The organism is Homoserinimonas sp. OAct 916, assembly GCF_003260275.1.
Taxonomy (GTDB): Bacteria; Actinomycetota; Actinomycetes; order Actinomycetales; family Microbacteriaceae; genus OACT-916.
In genome coordinates this window covers 291,307-305,762 of the sequence record NZ_QJHB01000001.1, presented here as the reverse complement: position 1 = coordinate 305,762, position 14,456 = coordinate 291,307, and the positions used below count along the sequence as shown (strand labels likewise).

Annotated in this window: 14 protein-coding genes; 4 read left to right on the top strand and 10 right to left on the bottom strand. The window is 64.9% G+C overall.

Annotated elements, in window-relative coordinates:
* Positions 1 to 2: 2 nt before the first annotated feature.
* From DL891_RS01265 to DL891_RS01240, 6 genes are all read right to left on the bottom strand, one after another.
* Entirely contained in the window at positions 3 to 860 is an 858-nt protein-coding gene (locus DL891_RS01265) for an ABC transporter permease (RefSeq protein WP_111718591.1), read from the bottom strand.
* Positions 861 to 867: 7 nt separating this feature from the next.
* Positions 868 to 1,728, bottom strand: a complete 861-nt coding sequence (locus DL891_RS01260) for an ABC transporter permease (protein WP_111718590.1) — start codon at positions 1,726 to 1,728, stop codon at positions 868 to 870.
* Positions 1,729 to 1,739: 11 nt separating this feature from the next.
* Complete coding sequence (locus tag DL891_RS01255; protein ID WP_111718589.1) at positions 1,740 to 2,984, bottom strand: ABC transporter ATP-binding protein; 1,245 nt, start codon at positions 2,982 to 2,984, stop codon at positions 1,740 to 1,742.
* Between the two features lie 2 nt (positions 2,985 to 2,986).
* Complete coding sequence (locus DL891_RS01250; protein WP_198668732.1) at positions 2,987 to 4,105, bottom strand: spermidine/putrescine ABC transporter substrate-binding protein; 1,119 nt, start codon at positions 4,103 to 4,105, stop codon at positions 2,987 to 2,989.
* 215 nt (positions 4,106 to 4,320) lie between these two features.
* Positions 4,321 to 6,093, bottom strand: a complete 1,773-nt coding sequence (locus DL891_RS01245) for a biotin carboxylase N-terminal domain-containing protein (RefSeq protein WP_111718587.1) — start codon at positions 6,091 to 6,093, stop codon at positions 4,321 to 4,323.
* A gap of 105 nt (positions 6,094 to 6,198) precedes the next feature.
* Entirely contained in the window at positions 6,199 to 6,825 is a 627-nt protein-coding gene (locus DL891_RS01240; RefSeq protein WP_111718586.1) for a nucleoside triphosphate pyrophosphatase, read from the bottom strand.
* A 174-nt stretch (positions 6,826 to 6,999) separates the two neighbouring features.
* Here DL891_RS01240 and DL891_RS01235 point away from each other — a divergent pair, with 174 nt between their 5' ends.
* The gene (locus tag DL891_RS01235) at positions 7,000 to 8,349 is read left to right on the top strand and encodes a class I SAM-dependent RNA methyltransferase (RefSeq protein ID WP_232818945.1); all 1,350 of its coding nucleotides are present in this window, start codon (positions 7,000 to 7,002) and stop codon (positions 8,347 to 8,349) included.
* Here the strand turns inward: DL891_RS01235 and DL891_RS01230 are convergent.
* Together DL891_RS01230 and DL891_RS01225 are read right to left on the bottom strand one after the other, a co-directional pair.
* Positions 8,339 to 8,581, bottom strand: coding sequence for an acyl-CoA carboxylase epsilon subunit (locus tag DL891_RS01230; protein ID WP_111718585.1), 243 nt, complete (start codon positions 8,579 to 8,581; stop codon positions 8,339 to 8,341). The two genes, DL891_RS01235 and DL891_RS01230, sit on opposite strands and share 11 nt — an antisense overlap.
* The gene (locus DL891_RS01225; protein WP_111718584.1) at positions 8,578 to 10,182 is read right to left on the bottom strand and encodes an acyl-CoA carboxylase subunit beta; all 1,605 of its coding nucleotides are present in this window, start codon (positions 10,180 to 10,182) and stop codon (positions 8,578 to 8,580) included. Before DL891_RS01225 ends, DL891_RS01230 begins: the two co-directional genes overlap by 4 nt.
* A gap of 132 nt (positions 10,183 to 10,314) precedes the next feature.
* On the opposite strand from DL891_RS01225, the gene DL891_RS01220 reads away from it, so the two are divergent.
* Both DL891_RS01220 and DL891_RS01215 read left to right on the top strand, forming a co-directional pair.
* Positions 10,315 to 11,103, top strand: a complete 789-nt coding sequence (locus DL891_RS01220) for a biotin--[acetyl-CoA-carboxylase] ligase (RefSeq protein ID WP_111718583.1) — start codon at positions 10,315 to 10,317, stop codon at positions 11,101 to 11,103.
* 40 nt (positions 11,104 to 11,143) lie between these two features.
* On the top strand, positions 11,144 to 11,704 hold the full coding sequence (locus DL891_RS01215) for a PH domain-containing protein (protein ID WP_232818944.1): 561 nt from the start codon (positions 11,144 to 11,146) through the stop codon (positions 11,702 to 11,704).
* A 36-nt stretch (positions 11,705 to 11,740) separates the two neighbouring features.
* Here DL891_RS01215 and DL891_RS17415 read toward each other — a convergent pair whose 3' ends face one another.
* Both DL891_RS17415 and DL891_RS01205 read right to left on the bottom strand, forming a co-directional pair.
* The gene (locus DL891_RS17415) at positions 11,741 to 12,634 is read right to left on the bottom strand and encodes a polyprenol monophosphomannose synthase (RefSeq protein WP_111718581.1); all 894 of its coding nucleotides are present in this window, start codon (positions 12,632 to 12,634) and stop codon (positions 11,741 to 11,743) included.
* Positions 12,631 to 13,125 carry a GtrA family protein gene (locus DL891_RS01205; protein WP_111718580.1) on the bottom strand — a complete coding sequence of 165 codons (495 nt, stop codon included), beginning with the start codon at positions 13,123 to 13,125 and terminating at the stop codon, positions 12,631 to 12,633. The genes DL891_RS17415 and DL891_RS01205 overlap by 4 nt, the downstream gene beginning before the upstream one ends.
* A 68-nt stretch (positions 13,126 to 13,193) precedes the next feature.
* Here DL891_RS01205 and DL891_RS01200 point away from each other — a divergent pair, with 68 nt between their 5' ends.
* The gene (locus tag DL891_RS01200; RefSeq protein WP_255563064.1) at positions 13,194 to 14,357 is read left to right on the top strand and encodes a 5-(carboxyamino)imidazole ribonucleotide synthase; all 1,164 of its coding nucleotides are present in this window, start codon (positions 13,194 to 13,196) and stop codon (positions 14,355 to 14,357) included.
* The last annotated feature ends 99 nt before the right edge of the window (positions 14,358 to 14,456 follow it).

Below are 14,456 nucleotides of genomic sequence, written 5' to 3'. Positions count from 1 at the left end.
GACTAGCGGGACCTGTTCTCACGCACCGTGGCGACAATCGACATGGTCACCGCCAGGACCATCACGATCAGGAAGATCACCGTCGCGATCACGTTCACCTGCGGTGGCACACCGCGCTTTGCCGCACCCCAGACGTACATGGGGAAGGTCATCGCATTGCCCGAGTTGAAGTTGGTGATGATGAAGTCATCGAACGACAACGCGAATGCGAGCACTGCCCCGGCAAGAATGCCGGGGGCTGCGAGCGGAAGGGTCACGCGTTTGAATGCACGCCACGGGGTGGCGTAGAGATCGGCCGCGGCCTCGGTGAGATTGGCATCGAGCATGGCGAGCCGGGCCTTCACGACAATGATGACAAAGCTGATGCAGAACATGATGTGGGCAAGCAGAATTGCAAGGGGGCCGAGGGGGATTCCCACGTTCACATACAGGGTCAGCAGCGAAGCACCGAGTACCACCTCGGGCATCGTCATGGGCAGCAGCACGAGAATATTGGCCGAACCGTGCCCCCGAAACCGGAACCGTGACAGCGAGTACGCGGCAAGCACCCCGATGACGGTGGCCGCCACGGCGGCGGCGAGTGCGATCTGCAGGCTCAACGTCACCGAACTGCACAGTCCGTAGGGGCCGCACATGTTCGTCCAGTTGTCGAGGGTGAACTCGTTGAACGTGAAGTTGTACCGGCCCGCCGGCTTGTTCAATGACATCACAATGATCACGGCGATGGGGAGCAACAGATACACCGTCGCCAGTGCGCCGATCACCCGAATGATGTGGCGGCCGAAGAATCCGGAGATGCGCTCGCGCTTCGGCGAGTAGTTCAATTGGCTCACAGGTCGTTGAGCGGTTTCACGGGTCATGACGCTCCTAGAGAAGTTCATCCGCGCGCGACCGGCGCATCGAGAACGTGACGAGGCCGATGATCAGCACAATGAGGATGACCGAGAGGGCCGACGCCATCGGGTAGTCGAGGGCGCGCAGGTATTGGCTTTCAATGACGTTGCCGATCATCTGTGTCTCGACACTTCCGAGCAGCTGCGCATTCACGAAGTCACCGGCCGCCGGAATGAACACCAGCAGCATGCCCGACACGATTCCCGGCAGGGACAGCGGCAGCGTCACCCGCCTGAACGCCCGGAATCCACTGGCGTACAGGTCGGTCGCCGCCTCGATGAGGCGCTTGTCGATGCGATCCAGGCTCACGTAGATGGGCAGCGTCATGAACGGCAGGAAGTTGTAGGTGAGACCGGCGATCACTGACACAGGGGTGGCGAGGAGCCACTGGTCGGGCGAAAGGATGTGCAATGAGCGCAGAGTGCCCACGACGACGCCCTCATCCGCGAGAATCGTCGTCCAGGCGAGGGTGCGCACGAGAAAGCTGGCAAACAGCGGCGCGACCACGAGCACCAGCAGGATGTACTTCCACCGGCCCGCCTTGAACACGATCATGTAGGCGAGCGGATACGCGATGAGCAGTGCGCACAACGTTGCCACCAGCGCGTAGCCGATCGACCGCAGGAACCACGGCCAGTACGCGACGATCGCATTCACATAGTTGCTCACCTCGAAGGTGAAGTTGAACCCTTCGGTGAAGGAGCCCGATTGGAGCGAACCCATGAGCAGCGTCACCATGGGCGCGAGGAAGAACATCAGCAACCACAGCAGCATGGGCGCGAGCAGGAGGTACGGCGTCCAGTTTCGACGCTTTTCAGCGGCAGTCAGTGCCATCGCGGACGCGCCTACTTCCGGGGCCCGTGCTTGGCGCGCGCACTCATCTCGTCGGCGTCGACGCTGATGTGGCCCGTCGCAGGGCCCACCGCACTGCCCTCGCCGGCATGGGGATCCTCGTGACCGTCCAGGGCGAAGGTGAAAGGAATCTGCCAGCGCAGGCTCACCGGTGTGCCGGGCGCAAGGCGCGCGCCCGCAGAACGATTCTGCACGAAGGCCTTCATGGGCTCGAAGCTGCCGGCCACCGTGACCACGTATTCGGTCCCGATCCCGATGAACGAGGAGTCCAGGACAATGCCGGAGATCTCGTTCTCTGACGGGTCGGGAGCGGTCCCGTGCTCCACCACGTGAATCTTCTCGGGGCGCACGCCGACAAACACACTCTGGTGCGCGCTGTGCACCCGATCCTTCGGAACGCGCACCTGCTGACCGACGACCTCCGTGACGACCACGTCACCGTCGGTGCCGCGCACTTCGCCCTCGAGCAGGTTGGAGCTTCCGAGAAAGTTTGCCACAAACGCGGTGCGTGGTGATTCGTACAGCTCCTCGGGCGCCCCCATCTGCTCGATCCTGCCGTTGTTCATGACGGCGATCTTGTCGGCCATCGTCATGGCCTCCTCCTGGTCGTGTGTGACGTGCAGGAAGGTGAGGCCGAGCTCGTTCTGGATCTGCTTGATCTGGTACTGCATCTGGCGGCGCAGCTTCATGTCGAGTGCGCCGAGAGGCTCATCCAGCAGCAGCACCTGGGGTTCGTTCACCAGCGCACGGGCAAGGGCGACCCGCTGCTGCTGGCCGCCCGAGAGCTGGGCCGGTTTGCGATGGGCCATCGCCTGGAGCTCAACTGTTTCGAGTATTCGGGAGACCTTCGCCTTGATGTCTTTCTTGCGTCGCTCTCGGAGCCCGAAGGCAACGTTCTCGAAGATGGTCAGATGCGGAAACAGGGCGTAGGACTGAAAGACCGTGTTCACCGGCCGGCGGAAGGTTCGCAGCTGCGTGATGTCGGTGCCGGACAGGTGGATCTGCCCCTCATCGGGATGCTCGAGCCCTGCCACCATGCGCAGGGTGGTCGTCTTGCCGCAGCCGGAGGGGCCGAGGAGTGCGAACAGCTGCCCGCTCGGAATAGTGAGGTCGAGGTGATCGACCACCGTGTTCTTCCCGTACCGTTTGACGAGCCCGCGCAGATCCAGGTCTCCCTCGCCGGGGAGGGCGGTCGCCTGCTTGAGCCCCTCTGATTCGGCAGTGATGACCTCGGTCATGCTCAGAGCCCCAGAGCCTTGTCGAACGCGGCCTGGTACTTCTGGTTGTCCTCGATGCTCATCGACATGTATGTGTACATGCTCTCCATTGCCTTGTCGTCGGGGAAGATCAGCTCATTGTCGGCAAGTTCGGGATCGATGTCGGCCATCGCATCCTGGGCTCCGGCTACCGGGCACACCGCGTTCACATAGGCTGCGACCTGCGCCGCGATCTCAGGCTCGAAGTAGAAGTCGATGAGTTCGTGCGCCCCGTCCGAGTTCTGTGCGTTCTTGGGAACCATCATCACGTCCTCCATGAGGACTGCCCCGGATTCGGGAATGAAGAACTTGATGGCGGGATTGTCCTTGGCCAGTTGCACCACATCGCCGGCCCAGGCGAAGCAGGCGCCGATATTGCCCTGCGCCAGGTCGGCCGCATAGTCATTGCCCGTGAAACGGCGAAGTTGCCCGCTCGCACGCGCCTTCTCGATGTCTTCCAGCGACTGGTTGAACTCGTCTTCGGTGAAATTGCTCGGATCCGCCCCGTTGGCGAGCATCAGCGTGCCCGTCGTCTCCCGCAACTCGGTCAGCAGCGACACCTTGCCCTTGAGGTCGGGGTCGCCCAGCAACTCGTCGACCGAACGAACATCCTTGCCCGTCACGTCGGTGTTGACGGCAATGCCCACGAGCCACCCCTGCCACGGCAGGGAGTAGGTGCGTGTCGGGTCGAATGCCGGGCTCTCGAAGGCCGGTTGGAGGTTCTTCGCGTTCGGGATCTTTGCCTTGTCGAGTTTCTCTGCCCAGTCGAGGGTGATGAAACGCCCGCCCATCCAGTCGGTGGGGCTCACCAGGCTCGCTGGAATTCCCTGCCCGCCCTGCATCAGCGGCTGCACCTTGGCGAACCACTCGTCGTTGCTGTTGATCTCGGCGAGGTAGTTGACCTGGGTGCCGGTGCGCTTCTGGAACTCCACAAGGCTGGGGATCGTGCCGTCATCTTCGGTGTCGACAGACAGGGGCCAGTTCGCCCAGATGAGCTCGCCCGTGGACCCACCGCCGGCGCCGGCGCCCGGAACGGTGCCAGCAGGCTTGGTGGAGCATGCGCTGAGCAGTGTCGCGCCACCGGCTGCGGCGGCGAACTGCATGAACTGGCGCCTGGAGAAGCCAGTACGCGCTGACAGTTGTGGGCGTGGCCTGCGTGCTGGTGATCCGAACGACTTCATTATCTCTCCCACTGCCATAGTGTCGGCGGTAATCATCTTTACTGGTCACGGTTCGCGTTGATATTCAACACACCGTATCAACAAATCATCTGTTGACCTGACGCAACGCAACTGAATTCGTTGTTTGGACACGTCTCCTAGTCGGTGATGGTCAACAGCAGGTGCCCCGACGAGACCGTCGTGCCCACTATCGAGTGGATCGGGCCGATAATGCCGTCCTTGTGGGCGGTGAGCGGTTGCTCCATCTTCATCGCTTCCAGAACAAGGATCAGGTCGCCCTTGACGACATGGTCGCCCTCTGCCACCGCCAGCTTGACCACGGTGGCCTGCATCGGCGCGGCGACCGCGTCGCCGGTCATGGTGGAGACCGCCATGCCGAAGTTGCGACGCTTGGGAGAGGGGCCGGCAGTGGGACCGGAATCGGGGTGGCTGCCACCCAGGAACTTGGTGGGCAGGCTCACCTCGAGGCGGCGACCGTCGACCTCGACCACCACGGTGCGCCGGGGTGCGGCGGCAATCGCCTCCTCCAGCGAACCGCTCCACGGCTCGATGTCGTTCTCGAACTCATCCTCGATCCAGGTCGTGTAGATGCTGAAGTGCGTGTCGCCCGCCGGGGCGAAAGCCTCATCCCGAACAACGGCGCGGTGGAATGGCAGCACCGTCGGCAGGCCGGTCACCTCGAACTCGTCGAGGGCACGCCGTGCGCGCTCCAGGGCTTCCTCGCGGGTGGCCCCCGTCACGATCAGTTTGGCCAGCAACGAGTCGAATGCGCCCGAGACCACGTCTCCGGCCTCGACCCCGCTGTCCACGCGCACACCGGGGCCGCCAGCGGGTTTGAAGACGTGCACGGGGCCCGGGCTCGGCATGAAGTTACGGCCGGCGTCTTCCCCGTTGATGCGAAACTCGAAGGAGTGCCCGCGGGGGGCCGGGTCGCCGTAGTCGAGCACGGCTCCCTCGGCGATGCGGAACTGTTCGCGCACGAGGTCGATACCGGTGATCTCCTCCGACACCGGATGCTCCACCTGCAGACGGGTGTTCACCTCGAGGAACGACACCGTGCCGTCATTGCCGACGAGAAACTCACAGGTGCCGGCGCCGACGTAGCCGACATCCTTCAGGATCGCCTTGGACGCCCGGTACAACTCGGCGTTCTGGGCGTCGGTGAGGAAGGGGGCCGGGGCCTCTTCGACGAGTTTCTGGTGCCGGCGCTGCAGCGAGCAGTCGCGGGTGGAAACGACGACAACGTTGCCATGCCCATCCGCCAGGCATTGGGTCTCCACGTGGCGGGGTTTGTCGAGGAACTTCTCGACGAAGCACTCTCCGCGGCCGAACGCGGCGATCGCCTCGCGGGTGGCCGACTCGAACAGTTCCGGCACTTCTTCTCGGGTGCGGGCGACTTTCAACCCGCGGCCGCCGCCCCCGAATGCGGCTTTGATCGCCACCGGTAGGCCGTGCGTGTCGACGAACTCCAAAACCTCGTCGGCACCCGTCACGGGGTTCAACGTTCCCGGTGCGAGTGGTGCTCCGACCTTCTCTGCCACGTGCCGGGCAGAGACCTTGTCGCCGAGTTGTTCAATCGCTTCGGGGGATGGGCCGATCCAGGTCAGCCCGGCCGCGATGACGGCGCGGGCGAAGTCGGCGTTCTCGGCCAGGAACCCGTAGCCGGGGTGCACGGCGTCGGCCCCGGAGCGGCGTGCGATCGACAGGAGTTTTTCGACCACCAGATAGGTCTCACTGCTGGTGGTGCCCTCGAGCGCATAGGATTCGTCGGCGAGTTTCGCGTGCAGTGCGTCTCGGTCGGTGTCGGCGTAGACCGCAACCGAGATGATTCCGGCATCCTTCGCCGCTCGAATCACCCGGACGGCGATTTCGCCGCGGTTTGCAATCAAGACCTTGTGTATTCGCGCCATGAGGCCCAAGCCTATTGGGCGCACGGCCACTTTGATTGGAGCACGTGCACAAGGAACCCGTATTTGATTAGTGGAAAACCACATATCTGCGCGTGGCGGACGCGATCATGCCCGGTTCCAGAGTGTCGGCCAGGCGACACCCAACTCGCGAAAAAGGCTGCGGAGGGTCGGGAGGGAGAGGCCGACAACGGTGCTCGGATCGCCGTCGATGTGACTGATGAACGGTGCACCCAGGCTGTCGATCGTGAACGCCCCGGCGACGAAGAGCGGCTCACCGGTGGCGACATAGGCGTCGATCTCGGCATCCGAGATGTCGGAGGCGAAGGTGACGGATGCCACCGAAACGGCCGTGGCCGACGGGCCTGCCGTTCCATTCCGGTGGTCGATGAGCCAGTGCCCGGAATACAACTGGCCGGTGCGGCCGCGCTGTGCATGCCAGCGTTCTGCGGCCACGTGCGGGGTGTGCGGCTTGCCGTAGATGACTTCGTCGAGCACGAAGGCCGAGTCGCCGCCGAGGATGAACCCGTCGATGCCATCGCCTTGGACGGCTTCGGCCTTGGCCCGGGCGAGCAGACGCACCATGGCCTCCGGGCCGAGAGGTTCGCCGCCGTGCTCGGCATCACGTACCACGTGATCTTCATCCACACCGGGCGAGAGCAACACCGGTTCGATGCCGGCCGAACGCAGCAGGGCGAGGCGGGCGGGCGAGGTAGAGGCGAGGTACAAGCGCATGAGGGCCTTTCGTGGACGCGGTACACACCCTAACGAACAAACCCGGCCCCCCCGGCTGAGCCCTGCCGTTGCTTCTTCGCGCCATCGGGAACGCTTCGCGCCTGTTCGAACTGTGGCAAAGCGTGCCAACTGGCGCGCGGGCCGGTTTTGGGCGGGGTGTGGAATGCTCTAGGAATGACTTTCCCTCGTGAACCCCGGCCCGATTCCCGCGCGGGTGACATCGCCGAAGGCGACACCGTCGAACTCGAGATCACCAATGTGGCCCACGGCGGGGTCTTCGTCGCCCGCCACCTGGGCCGCGTGGTCTTCGTCAGTGACACCGTTCCCGGTGAACGGGTGCTCGCGCGCATCAGCGACACCACCCACGACACGTTCTGGCGGGCCGACACCGTCGAGGTGCTCGAGGCCTCCGTTCACCGTCGCCCGCACCTGTGGGCCGAGGCGAGTGTGGATCGCTCCCCCGAGCAGCGCCCCGGTGGCGCCGAGTTCGGACACATCCAGCCCGGCCACCAGCGGGAACTCAAACGCGTGGTGCTGACCGAGGCGCTCAGCCGTATGGCCGGCCACGAATCGGATGTCTCGGTCGAGGCACTGCCCGAACACTCCGACGCGGGCTGGCGCACCCGCGTGCGGTTGCACGTCGACGACGACGGCCGGGTCGGACCATACGCCGCACGTTCCCACCAGGTGGTGGCTGTGGACTCGCTTCCGCTTGCGGTCGATGCCCTGGCCGAGATCGCACCGTTGGGCCTGAATCTGCCCGACGTGTCCACGATCGACCTGGTCGCGACGAGTACGGGCCAGACGCACGTTCTCACGACTCCACGGTCCGAACGCCGTGCCTCCCCGCGTGGCTCCCGCGCGGACCAGCGCAGGCGCGGGGGCCCGGCCAGGCGGCCCGCCTCGGGCGCGGCACCCGCCGCGCAGACGATCGTCGAAACGGTCGGCAACCGAGAATTCCAGCTCGATGTGCGCGGTTTCTGGCAGGTGCACGCCGGCGCCGCCACGCGCCTCAGCCAGGCAGTCGTCGAGGGCCTCGACCGTGACCTGTTCGACCCCCAGGCCGACAACCTCGACCTCTACGGCGGTGTGGGGCTTCTCGCAGCCGCGGTCGGCGACTTCGCTGCCAGTCCGGGGTTGCGAATCACGACGGTGGAGTCCGACGCCCGTGCCACCGGCCACGCGAAGCACAACCTGCGCGAGTGGGGCGCCCAGGCGGTCACCGCACGGGTCGACAGCTACCTCGACTACTTGGGTGAGGAGTCGAACCAGAACGAGAGGGCCAGGCTATCGGCCGGCACCGTGATCCTCGACCCGCCGCGTGCCGGCGCCGGCAAGAAAGTGGTGCGGGCACTCGGCCGCCTGCAGCCGGCACAGATCCTCTACGTCGCCTGCGACCCCGTGGCGCTGGCCCGGGATGTCGCGCTTCTGGCAGCAGAGGGGTATCGGCTGCGCAGCCTGAGCGCCTTCGACCTGTTCCCGAACACACACCACCTGGAGTCGGTGGCCCGCCTCACCCGCTGAATTCGCCCCAACCCGGATGACCGGGCCCGATCGGTTCCCGCAACTTGCGGGCGACCTGTTGCCACGGAATGCGGCCAGGTGCTGGCTCCGCCGCCTCCGCAGCGAGTTCTTTCAAGACCCCTTCCAGCACTGCGGTCGCCGCCACGATCTCGAGTTCAGTGGCCCCGGGGGTGAGCACAATGATGTCGGGGAGCTCGTTCTGCCCCTGCTCGTTCTGCCCGGTCGCGTTCACAGCGGAATGTTCCCGTGCTTCTTCGGCGGCGCACTCGCCCGCTTGCCGCGCAGTGCCCTGAGGGCCTTGATCACCGAGACCCGGGTGGCAGACGGTTCGATCACGTTGTCGAGTTCCCCGCGCTCGGCGGCGAGAAACGGGCTGGCGACGTTGTAGGTGTACTCGTTCGCAAGCTTGGTGCGAACCGCCGACACGTCTTCATCATTCGCCTCTGCCGCCTTGATCTCATTGCGGTACAGAATATTGACCGCACCCTGTCCACCCATCACGGCGATCTCAGCGGTCGGCCAGGCCAGGTTGATGTCGGCACCCAACTGCTTGGAGCCCATCACGATGTAGGCGCCGCCGTAGGCCTTGCGGGTGATCACGGTGACCAACGGCACCGTCGCCTCGGCGTAGGCGTAGAGCAACTTCGCGCCACGCCGGATGATGCCGGTCCACTCCTGATCGGTGCCGGGCAGAAAGCCGGGAACGTCGACGAAGGTGAGGATCGGGATCGAGAAAGCGTCGCAGAAGCGCACGAACCGGGCCGCCTTCTCGCCCGCCTCGATATTGAGTGTGCCGGCCATGGCGTTGGGTTGGTTCGCCACGATTCCGACGGAGCGCCCCTCGACGCGTGCGAAGCCGACAACGATGTTCGGAGCGTACAACGGTTGCGTCTCGAGAAAATCCCCGTCGTCGACGACGTGTTCGATCACCGTCTTCATGTCGTACGGCTGGTTCGGGCTGTCGGGGATCAGCGTGTTCAGTTTTCGATCGGCGTCTGTGGTCTCGAGGTCGACATCGCTGTCGTAGACGGGCAGCTGCGCCAGGTTGTTGTCGGGCAGGAACCCGAGCAGGGTGCGCGCATAGTCGAGAGCGTCGTTCTCGTCGCTGGCCAGGAAGTGCGAGACCCCTGAGATCTTGTTATGGGTGAGCGCCCCACCGAGCTCCTCAAAGCCGACGTCTTCGCCGGTGACCGTCTTGATGACATCCGGGCCCGTGACGAACATGTGACTGGTCTTGTCGACCATGATCACGAAGTCGGTGAGCGCGGGCGAATAGACCGCCCCGCCGGCCGCCGGCCCCATGATGATCGAGATCTGGGGAATGACCCCGGATGCCGCGGTGTTGCGCCGGAAGATCTCCCCGTACTTGCCGAGCGCGACCACCCCCTCCTGGATGCGCGCACCGCCGGAGTCGAGCATTCCGATGATCGGCACACCCGTCTTCAGCGCGAGATCCATGACCTTGAGGATCTTCTCGCCGGCCACCTCGCCGAGCGAGCCGCCGAAAATTGTGAAGTCCTGTGAGTAGACGGCGACCTGGCGTCCGTGGATGGTGCCCACCCCGGTGACCACCGAATCGCCATAGGGGCGGCGCTTGTCCATTCCGAACGCGTGGGTGCGATGCCGCACGAACTCGTCCAGCTCCACGAAGGAACCGTGGTCGAGCAAGAGCTCGATGCGCTCACGGGCGGTCATCTTGCCCTTGGCGTGCTGCTTCTCGACCGCGACCGCACTCGGTGCCGTCACAGCCTCGTGGTACCGGTTCTTGAGGTCGGCGATCTTGCCGGCAGTCGTGTACAGGTCGGTGGGTTCGGAAGCTTGGGGTACAGTCACGCGTTTCACTCTAGCTGTGACTTGCCCCTGTGAGCTTGTGGAGAAGACACAAAGCCTGACGAGTCCACTGGTTGAGAATCCCCGACGGGGCAGTGGCCGAACTTCCGGGCTCCAACGCGTACGCTGAAAACCATGCAGCTTCCCGAGTCACGAACCCTCGTCCCCGGACTGGTCTACAGAGCCGAAGTGGGCTCCACCAACGAAGAACTGGTCACTCTCGCGTCTGGCCCGTCGGCCGCGGACTGGCCCGACCTCTCCGGCATCGTCACCGACAACCAGACGAACGGGCGCGGCCGCCACGGCCGTCAGTGGACGGCCGCATCCTCCAGCCTCGCCGCGTCGATCCTGCTTCGGCCGGTCGACCGGAAGAAAGTGCCGCTGCCGATCGACCGATTCACGTGGTATCCGTTGCTCGCCGGCCTCGCCATGACGCGGGCCGTGGCATTGCTGGTTGACGGCGATGTCGGCTTCAAGTGGCCCAATGACGTACTGGTCGGGGAGCAGAAGGTCAGTGGCATCCTCTGCGAACTGCTGCCCGGTGCCGCAGGGGTCGTGATCGGTGCGGGCGTCAATCTCAGCCAGGCGCCGGATGAGATTCCCGGAGCAACGTCCCTGGCTGCCGTCGGGGCAGCGGAGACCTCGTTCGACACCGTGCTCGCCACCTATCTGAGTGAACTCATCGCCCTCACCGGGCAGTATGCGGCTGAGGGCGGAGACGCGGAGTCGAGCGGTCTCCGCTCCGCTGTCGAAGACGCCTGCGAGAGCCTCGGCCGTGAGGTGCGCGTGGCACTGCCCGGCGGCGCTGACCTCACCGGGGTGGCCGCCGGAATCGACGAGTATGGCCAGATCGTGATCAAACGAGCCTCGGATGGCGAACTCGTGGCTGTCGGAGCCGGCGATGTCACGCATCTGCGGTATTAATGGAGTCAGTGGATGTGCGAGGCACGAACCACAGTGAGCCATGAGCAGAGCGAGAGACGAGATGGTTGAGGCCCAGGCGCCGCAGGAGGCGGAGCGGGTGGTCGCGCGGCTGCGCCCGAATGCCCGCAGGCTGTTCCTGCCTGCGATTCTCGTGATCGCCACCGTCGGGGCCCTTGGCTACTTCTACGGAAACTTCACCGAGGGGTGGATCAACCTTGTGCTGCTGGCCGGCGGCGCGGTGATCATCGTGCTCGTGGGGTTGCTGCCGTTGATCGGCTGGCTGAGCCGGCGGTACACGATCACCACCCGGCGCATCATCGTTCGGCACGGCTTCTTCGTGCGGATCCGGCAAGAATTGTTGCACAGCCGCGGCTACGACATCACGGTGCGAAAGCACGGGCTGCAGTCGGTGTTCGGCTCGGGCGACGTACTCATCAACGCCGGGCTGGATGCCCCGTTCGTTCTGGCCGATGTGCCGGGGCCCTCGCTGGTGGTGAGCGCGCTCAGCGACCTGATGGAGCACAGCCAGAACACGATCGCGACCAACCGGCAGAAGTTCGAAGCGGACTCGGACCACACGATAGCGCTGGGCGCCCGGTAGCCCTGGCAGCCGCGGCCGTCGCGGCCTCGCATGGTGTCAGGGCCGCAGGGACCGTCCAGAACGTCGTCGCAGCACGCGGCGCTGCCATCCCCACCCCGTGATGCGCCACATCGCCTCCGCGACGATGTCCCCGCTCATCTTCGACTCGCCGTGCTGGCGTTCATGGAAGTTGATCGGCATTTCCACCACGCGGTATCCGGCGTCGAGGACTCGGAGCGTCATGTCGACCTGGAAGCAGTATCCCTTCGAGTCGATTGCCTGAAGCGGCAGTTCGCGCAGCACCTCGGCGCGGAACACCCGGAAGCCCGCCGTCGAGTCTTTCACCCGGATGCCCAGCACCAACCCGGCATACGTATTCGCCGCCCGAGACAACCACACGCGCCTCTTCGGCCAGTTGGTGACTTCGCCGCCCGGCACCCAGCGGGAGCCGATCACCAGGCCGACAGGTTTGCCGGCCCCCGGCTCCGCGCCGGCTCGGGGAGCCGCCCCACGTAGGGGCCCTGCTCCACGCACAGGCTCTGCTTCACGCACAGGCTCTGCTCCACGTACGGGCACTGCTTCACCCACGGGCCCTGCTCCACGCACTGAAGTTGCAGGCCTGCTCGCCGCCTCGAGCATCGCCGGGAGCCGCTCGGGCGGGTGCGAGCCGTCGGCATCCATCTCGACCAGCAAGTCGTAGCCGCGCGCCAGGCCCCATTCGAACGCCGCGACGTAGGCCGAACCCAGGCCGAGCTTGCCGGTGCGGTGCAACACATGCACCCGAGAATCATCGGCAGCCAGCCGGTCGGCGATCTCGCCGGTGCCGTCGGGGGATGAGTCGTCGATGACCAGCACATCGGCGGTCGGTACGGCGTCGAGAACCCGGGAGACCATCTCGGCCAGGTTCTCCCTCTCGTTGTAGGTGGGAATGAGTACCACGGTGCGGCTCATACGATGTCACCGACCTCTGCTGGGCTCTGTACCCGTGCACCGACACGACCCGGGCGATACACCCAGTACCGGTAGAGCATGAAGCGGAACGCGGTTCCGAGGACGAGCCCGACCACGTTCGTGGAGATGTTATCGGCAAGCAGGCTGGTGTATCCCATCACGTAGTGGCTGATCCACAGACAGAGCACGGCGATAGCCATTCCGCCGAGGGAGACGACAACGAACTCGAAGAACTCCTTCAGCACGTTCGCGCTCCGGTGCGCCCGGAAGGTCCAATACCGGTTGCCGACCCAATTGAAGACGATCGCCACTGACGTGCTGATCACCTTCGCGGCGATGGCCCCCTGCCAGAACCCGTCTCCGAACACCCCCAGGCGGAGCATGTTGTAGAGTCCCACGTCGATGACGAGGCCGATGATGCCGACGACGCCGAACTTGAGCGCGTAAACGATGAAAGTGCTCCACAGCCGACTGACCCAGTCGCTCAGCATTCGGTTGGTCCCAATTGTTTCCCAGCGTCAGTTGTACTGTATGAGGTGGTCATCGAATTGGCCGTGAGATCAATTGCCAACAGGAAAGTTCTGATGTGAGTAGCGTAATCGGCGTTATCGGTGCGGGCCAACTGGCTCGAATGATGATATCCCCCGCCACGAATCTGGGGGTGGAGATTCGGGTGCTCGCGGCCAGCGAGGGGGAACCCGCTCACCTGGCAACAACGGTCGTCGGCGACTACCGCGACTGGGAGACGGTACTCGCGTTCGCCGAGGGCGTGGATGTGATCACTTTCGACCACGAACATGTGCCGCAGGCGATCCTCCGTGAATTGGTCTCCCGCGGGTTCGCGGTGCATCCGGGGCCGGATGCGCTGCAGTTCGCGCAGGACAAACTCTTGATGCGAGAACGGTTGACCGAGCTCGGCATCGCCTGCCCCGACTGGGCCCGGGCCTCGAACGCCGACGAATTGGGCCGATTCCTCGACCAGCACGGTGGGCGCGCGGTCGTCAAGACCCCCCGTGGTGGCTATGACGGCAAGGGTGTGCGTGTGGTGAGCGAGGCCCACGAGGTCGATGACTGGTTTCTGGCGCTCGCCGAAGACGGTCGTGGCGGTGACCTGCTGGTCGAGGAAGTGGTTGAATTTCGCCGGGAGTTGGCCCAGTTGGTCGCTCGCCGGCCGAGCGGTGGAGTCGCGGCCTGGCCGGTCGTCGAGACAGTGCAGCTGGATGGCATCTGCACCGAGGTGTTGGCCCCTGCGCCGGGCTGCTCGGCACGCCTTGCCCGCGTTGCCGAGGAGACTGCCGTGGCCATCGCCGAGGGAATCGGGGCCACCGGGGTCCTCGCGGTGGAACTGTTCGAGACGACTGACGACCGGCTCCTGGTCAACGAGTTGGCAATGCGCCCGCACAACAGCGGGCACTGGACCATCGACGGGTCCATCACCAGCCAGTTCGAGCAGCACCTGCGGGCCATTCTCGATCTGCCGCTCGGCTCCACCCGATGCCGCGAGACCTGGTCGGTGATGACGAACATCCTGGGTGGGCCGACGACCGGCACGTTGTACGACCGCTACGAGAGGGTGCTCAGGGAGCATCCGAACGTCAAGATCCACGACTATGGAAAGCAGCCGCGCCCCGGCCGCAAGATCGGGCACGTCACCGTCTCGGGCGACGATTTGGACCAGGTTGCCTACGAAGCGCGTGCCGCTCAGGACATATTGACCGACTGACGTTTAGCATGGGTCGAACCGTTTTTCGTCATGCGGCGATGGTTCCCACGAACAGGAGCAACGCGTGAACTACGCCACGGCAGACACCCCGATCATCGG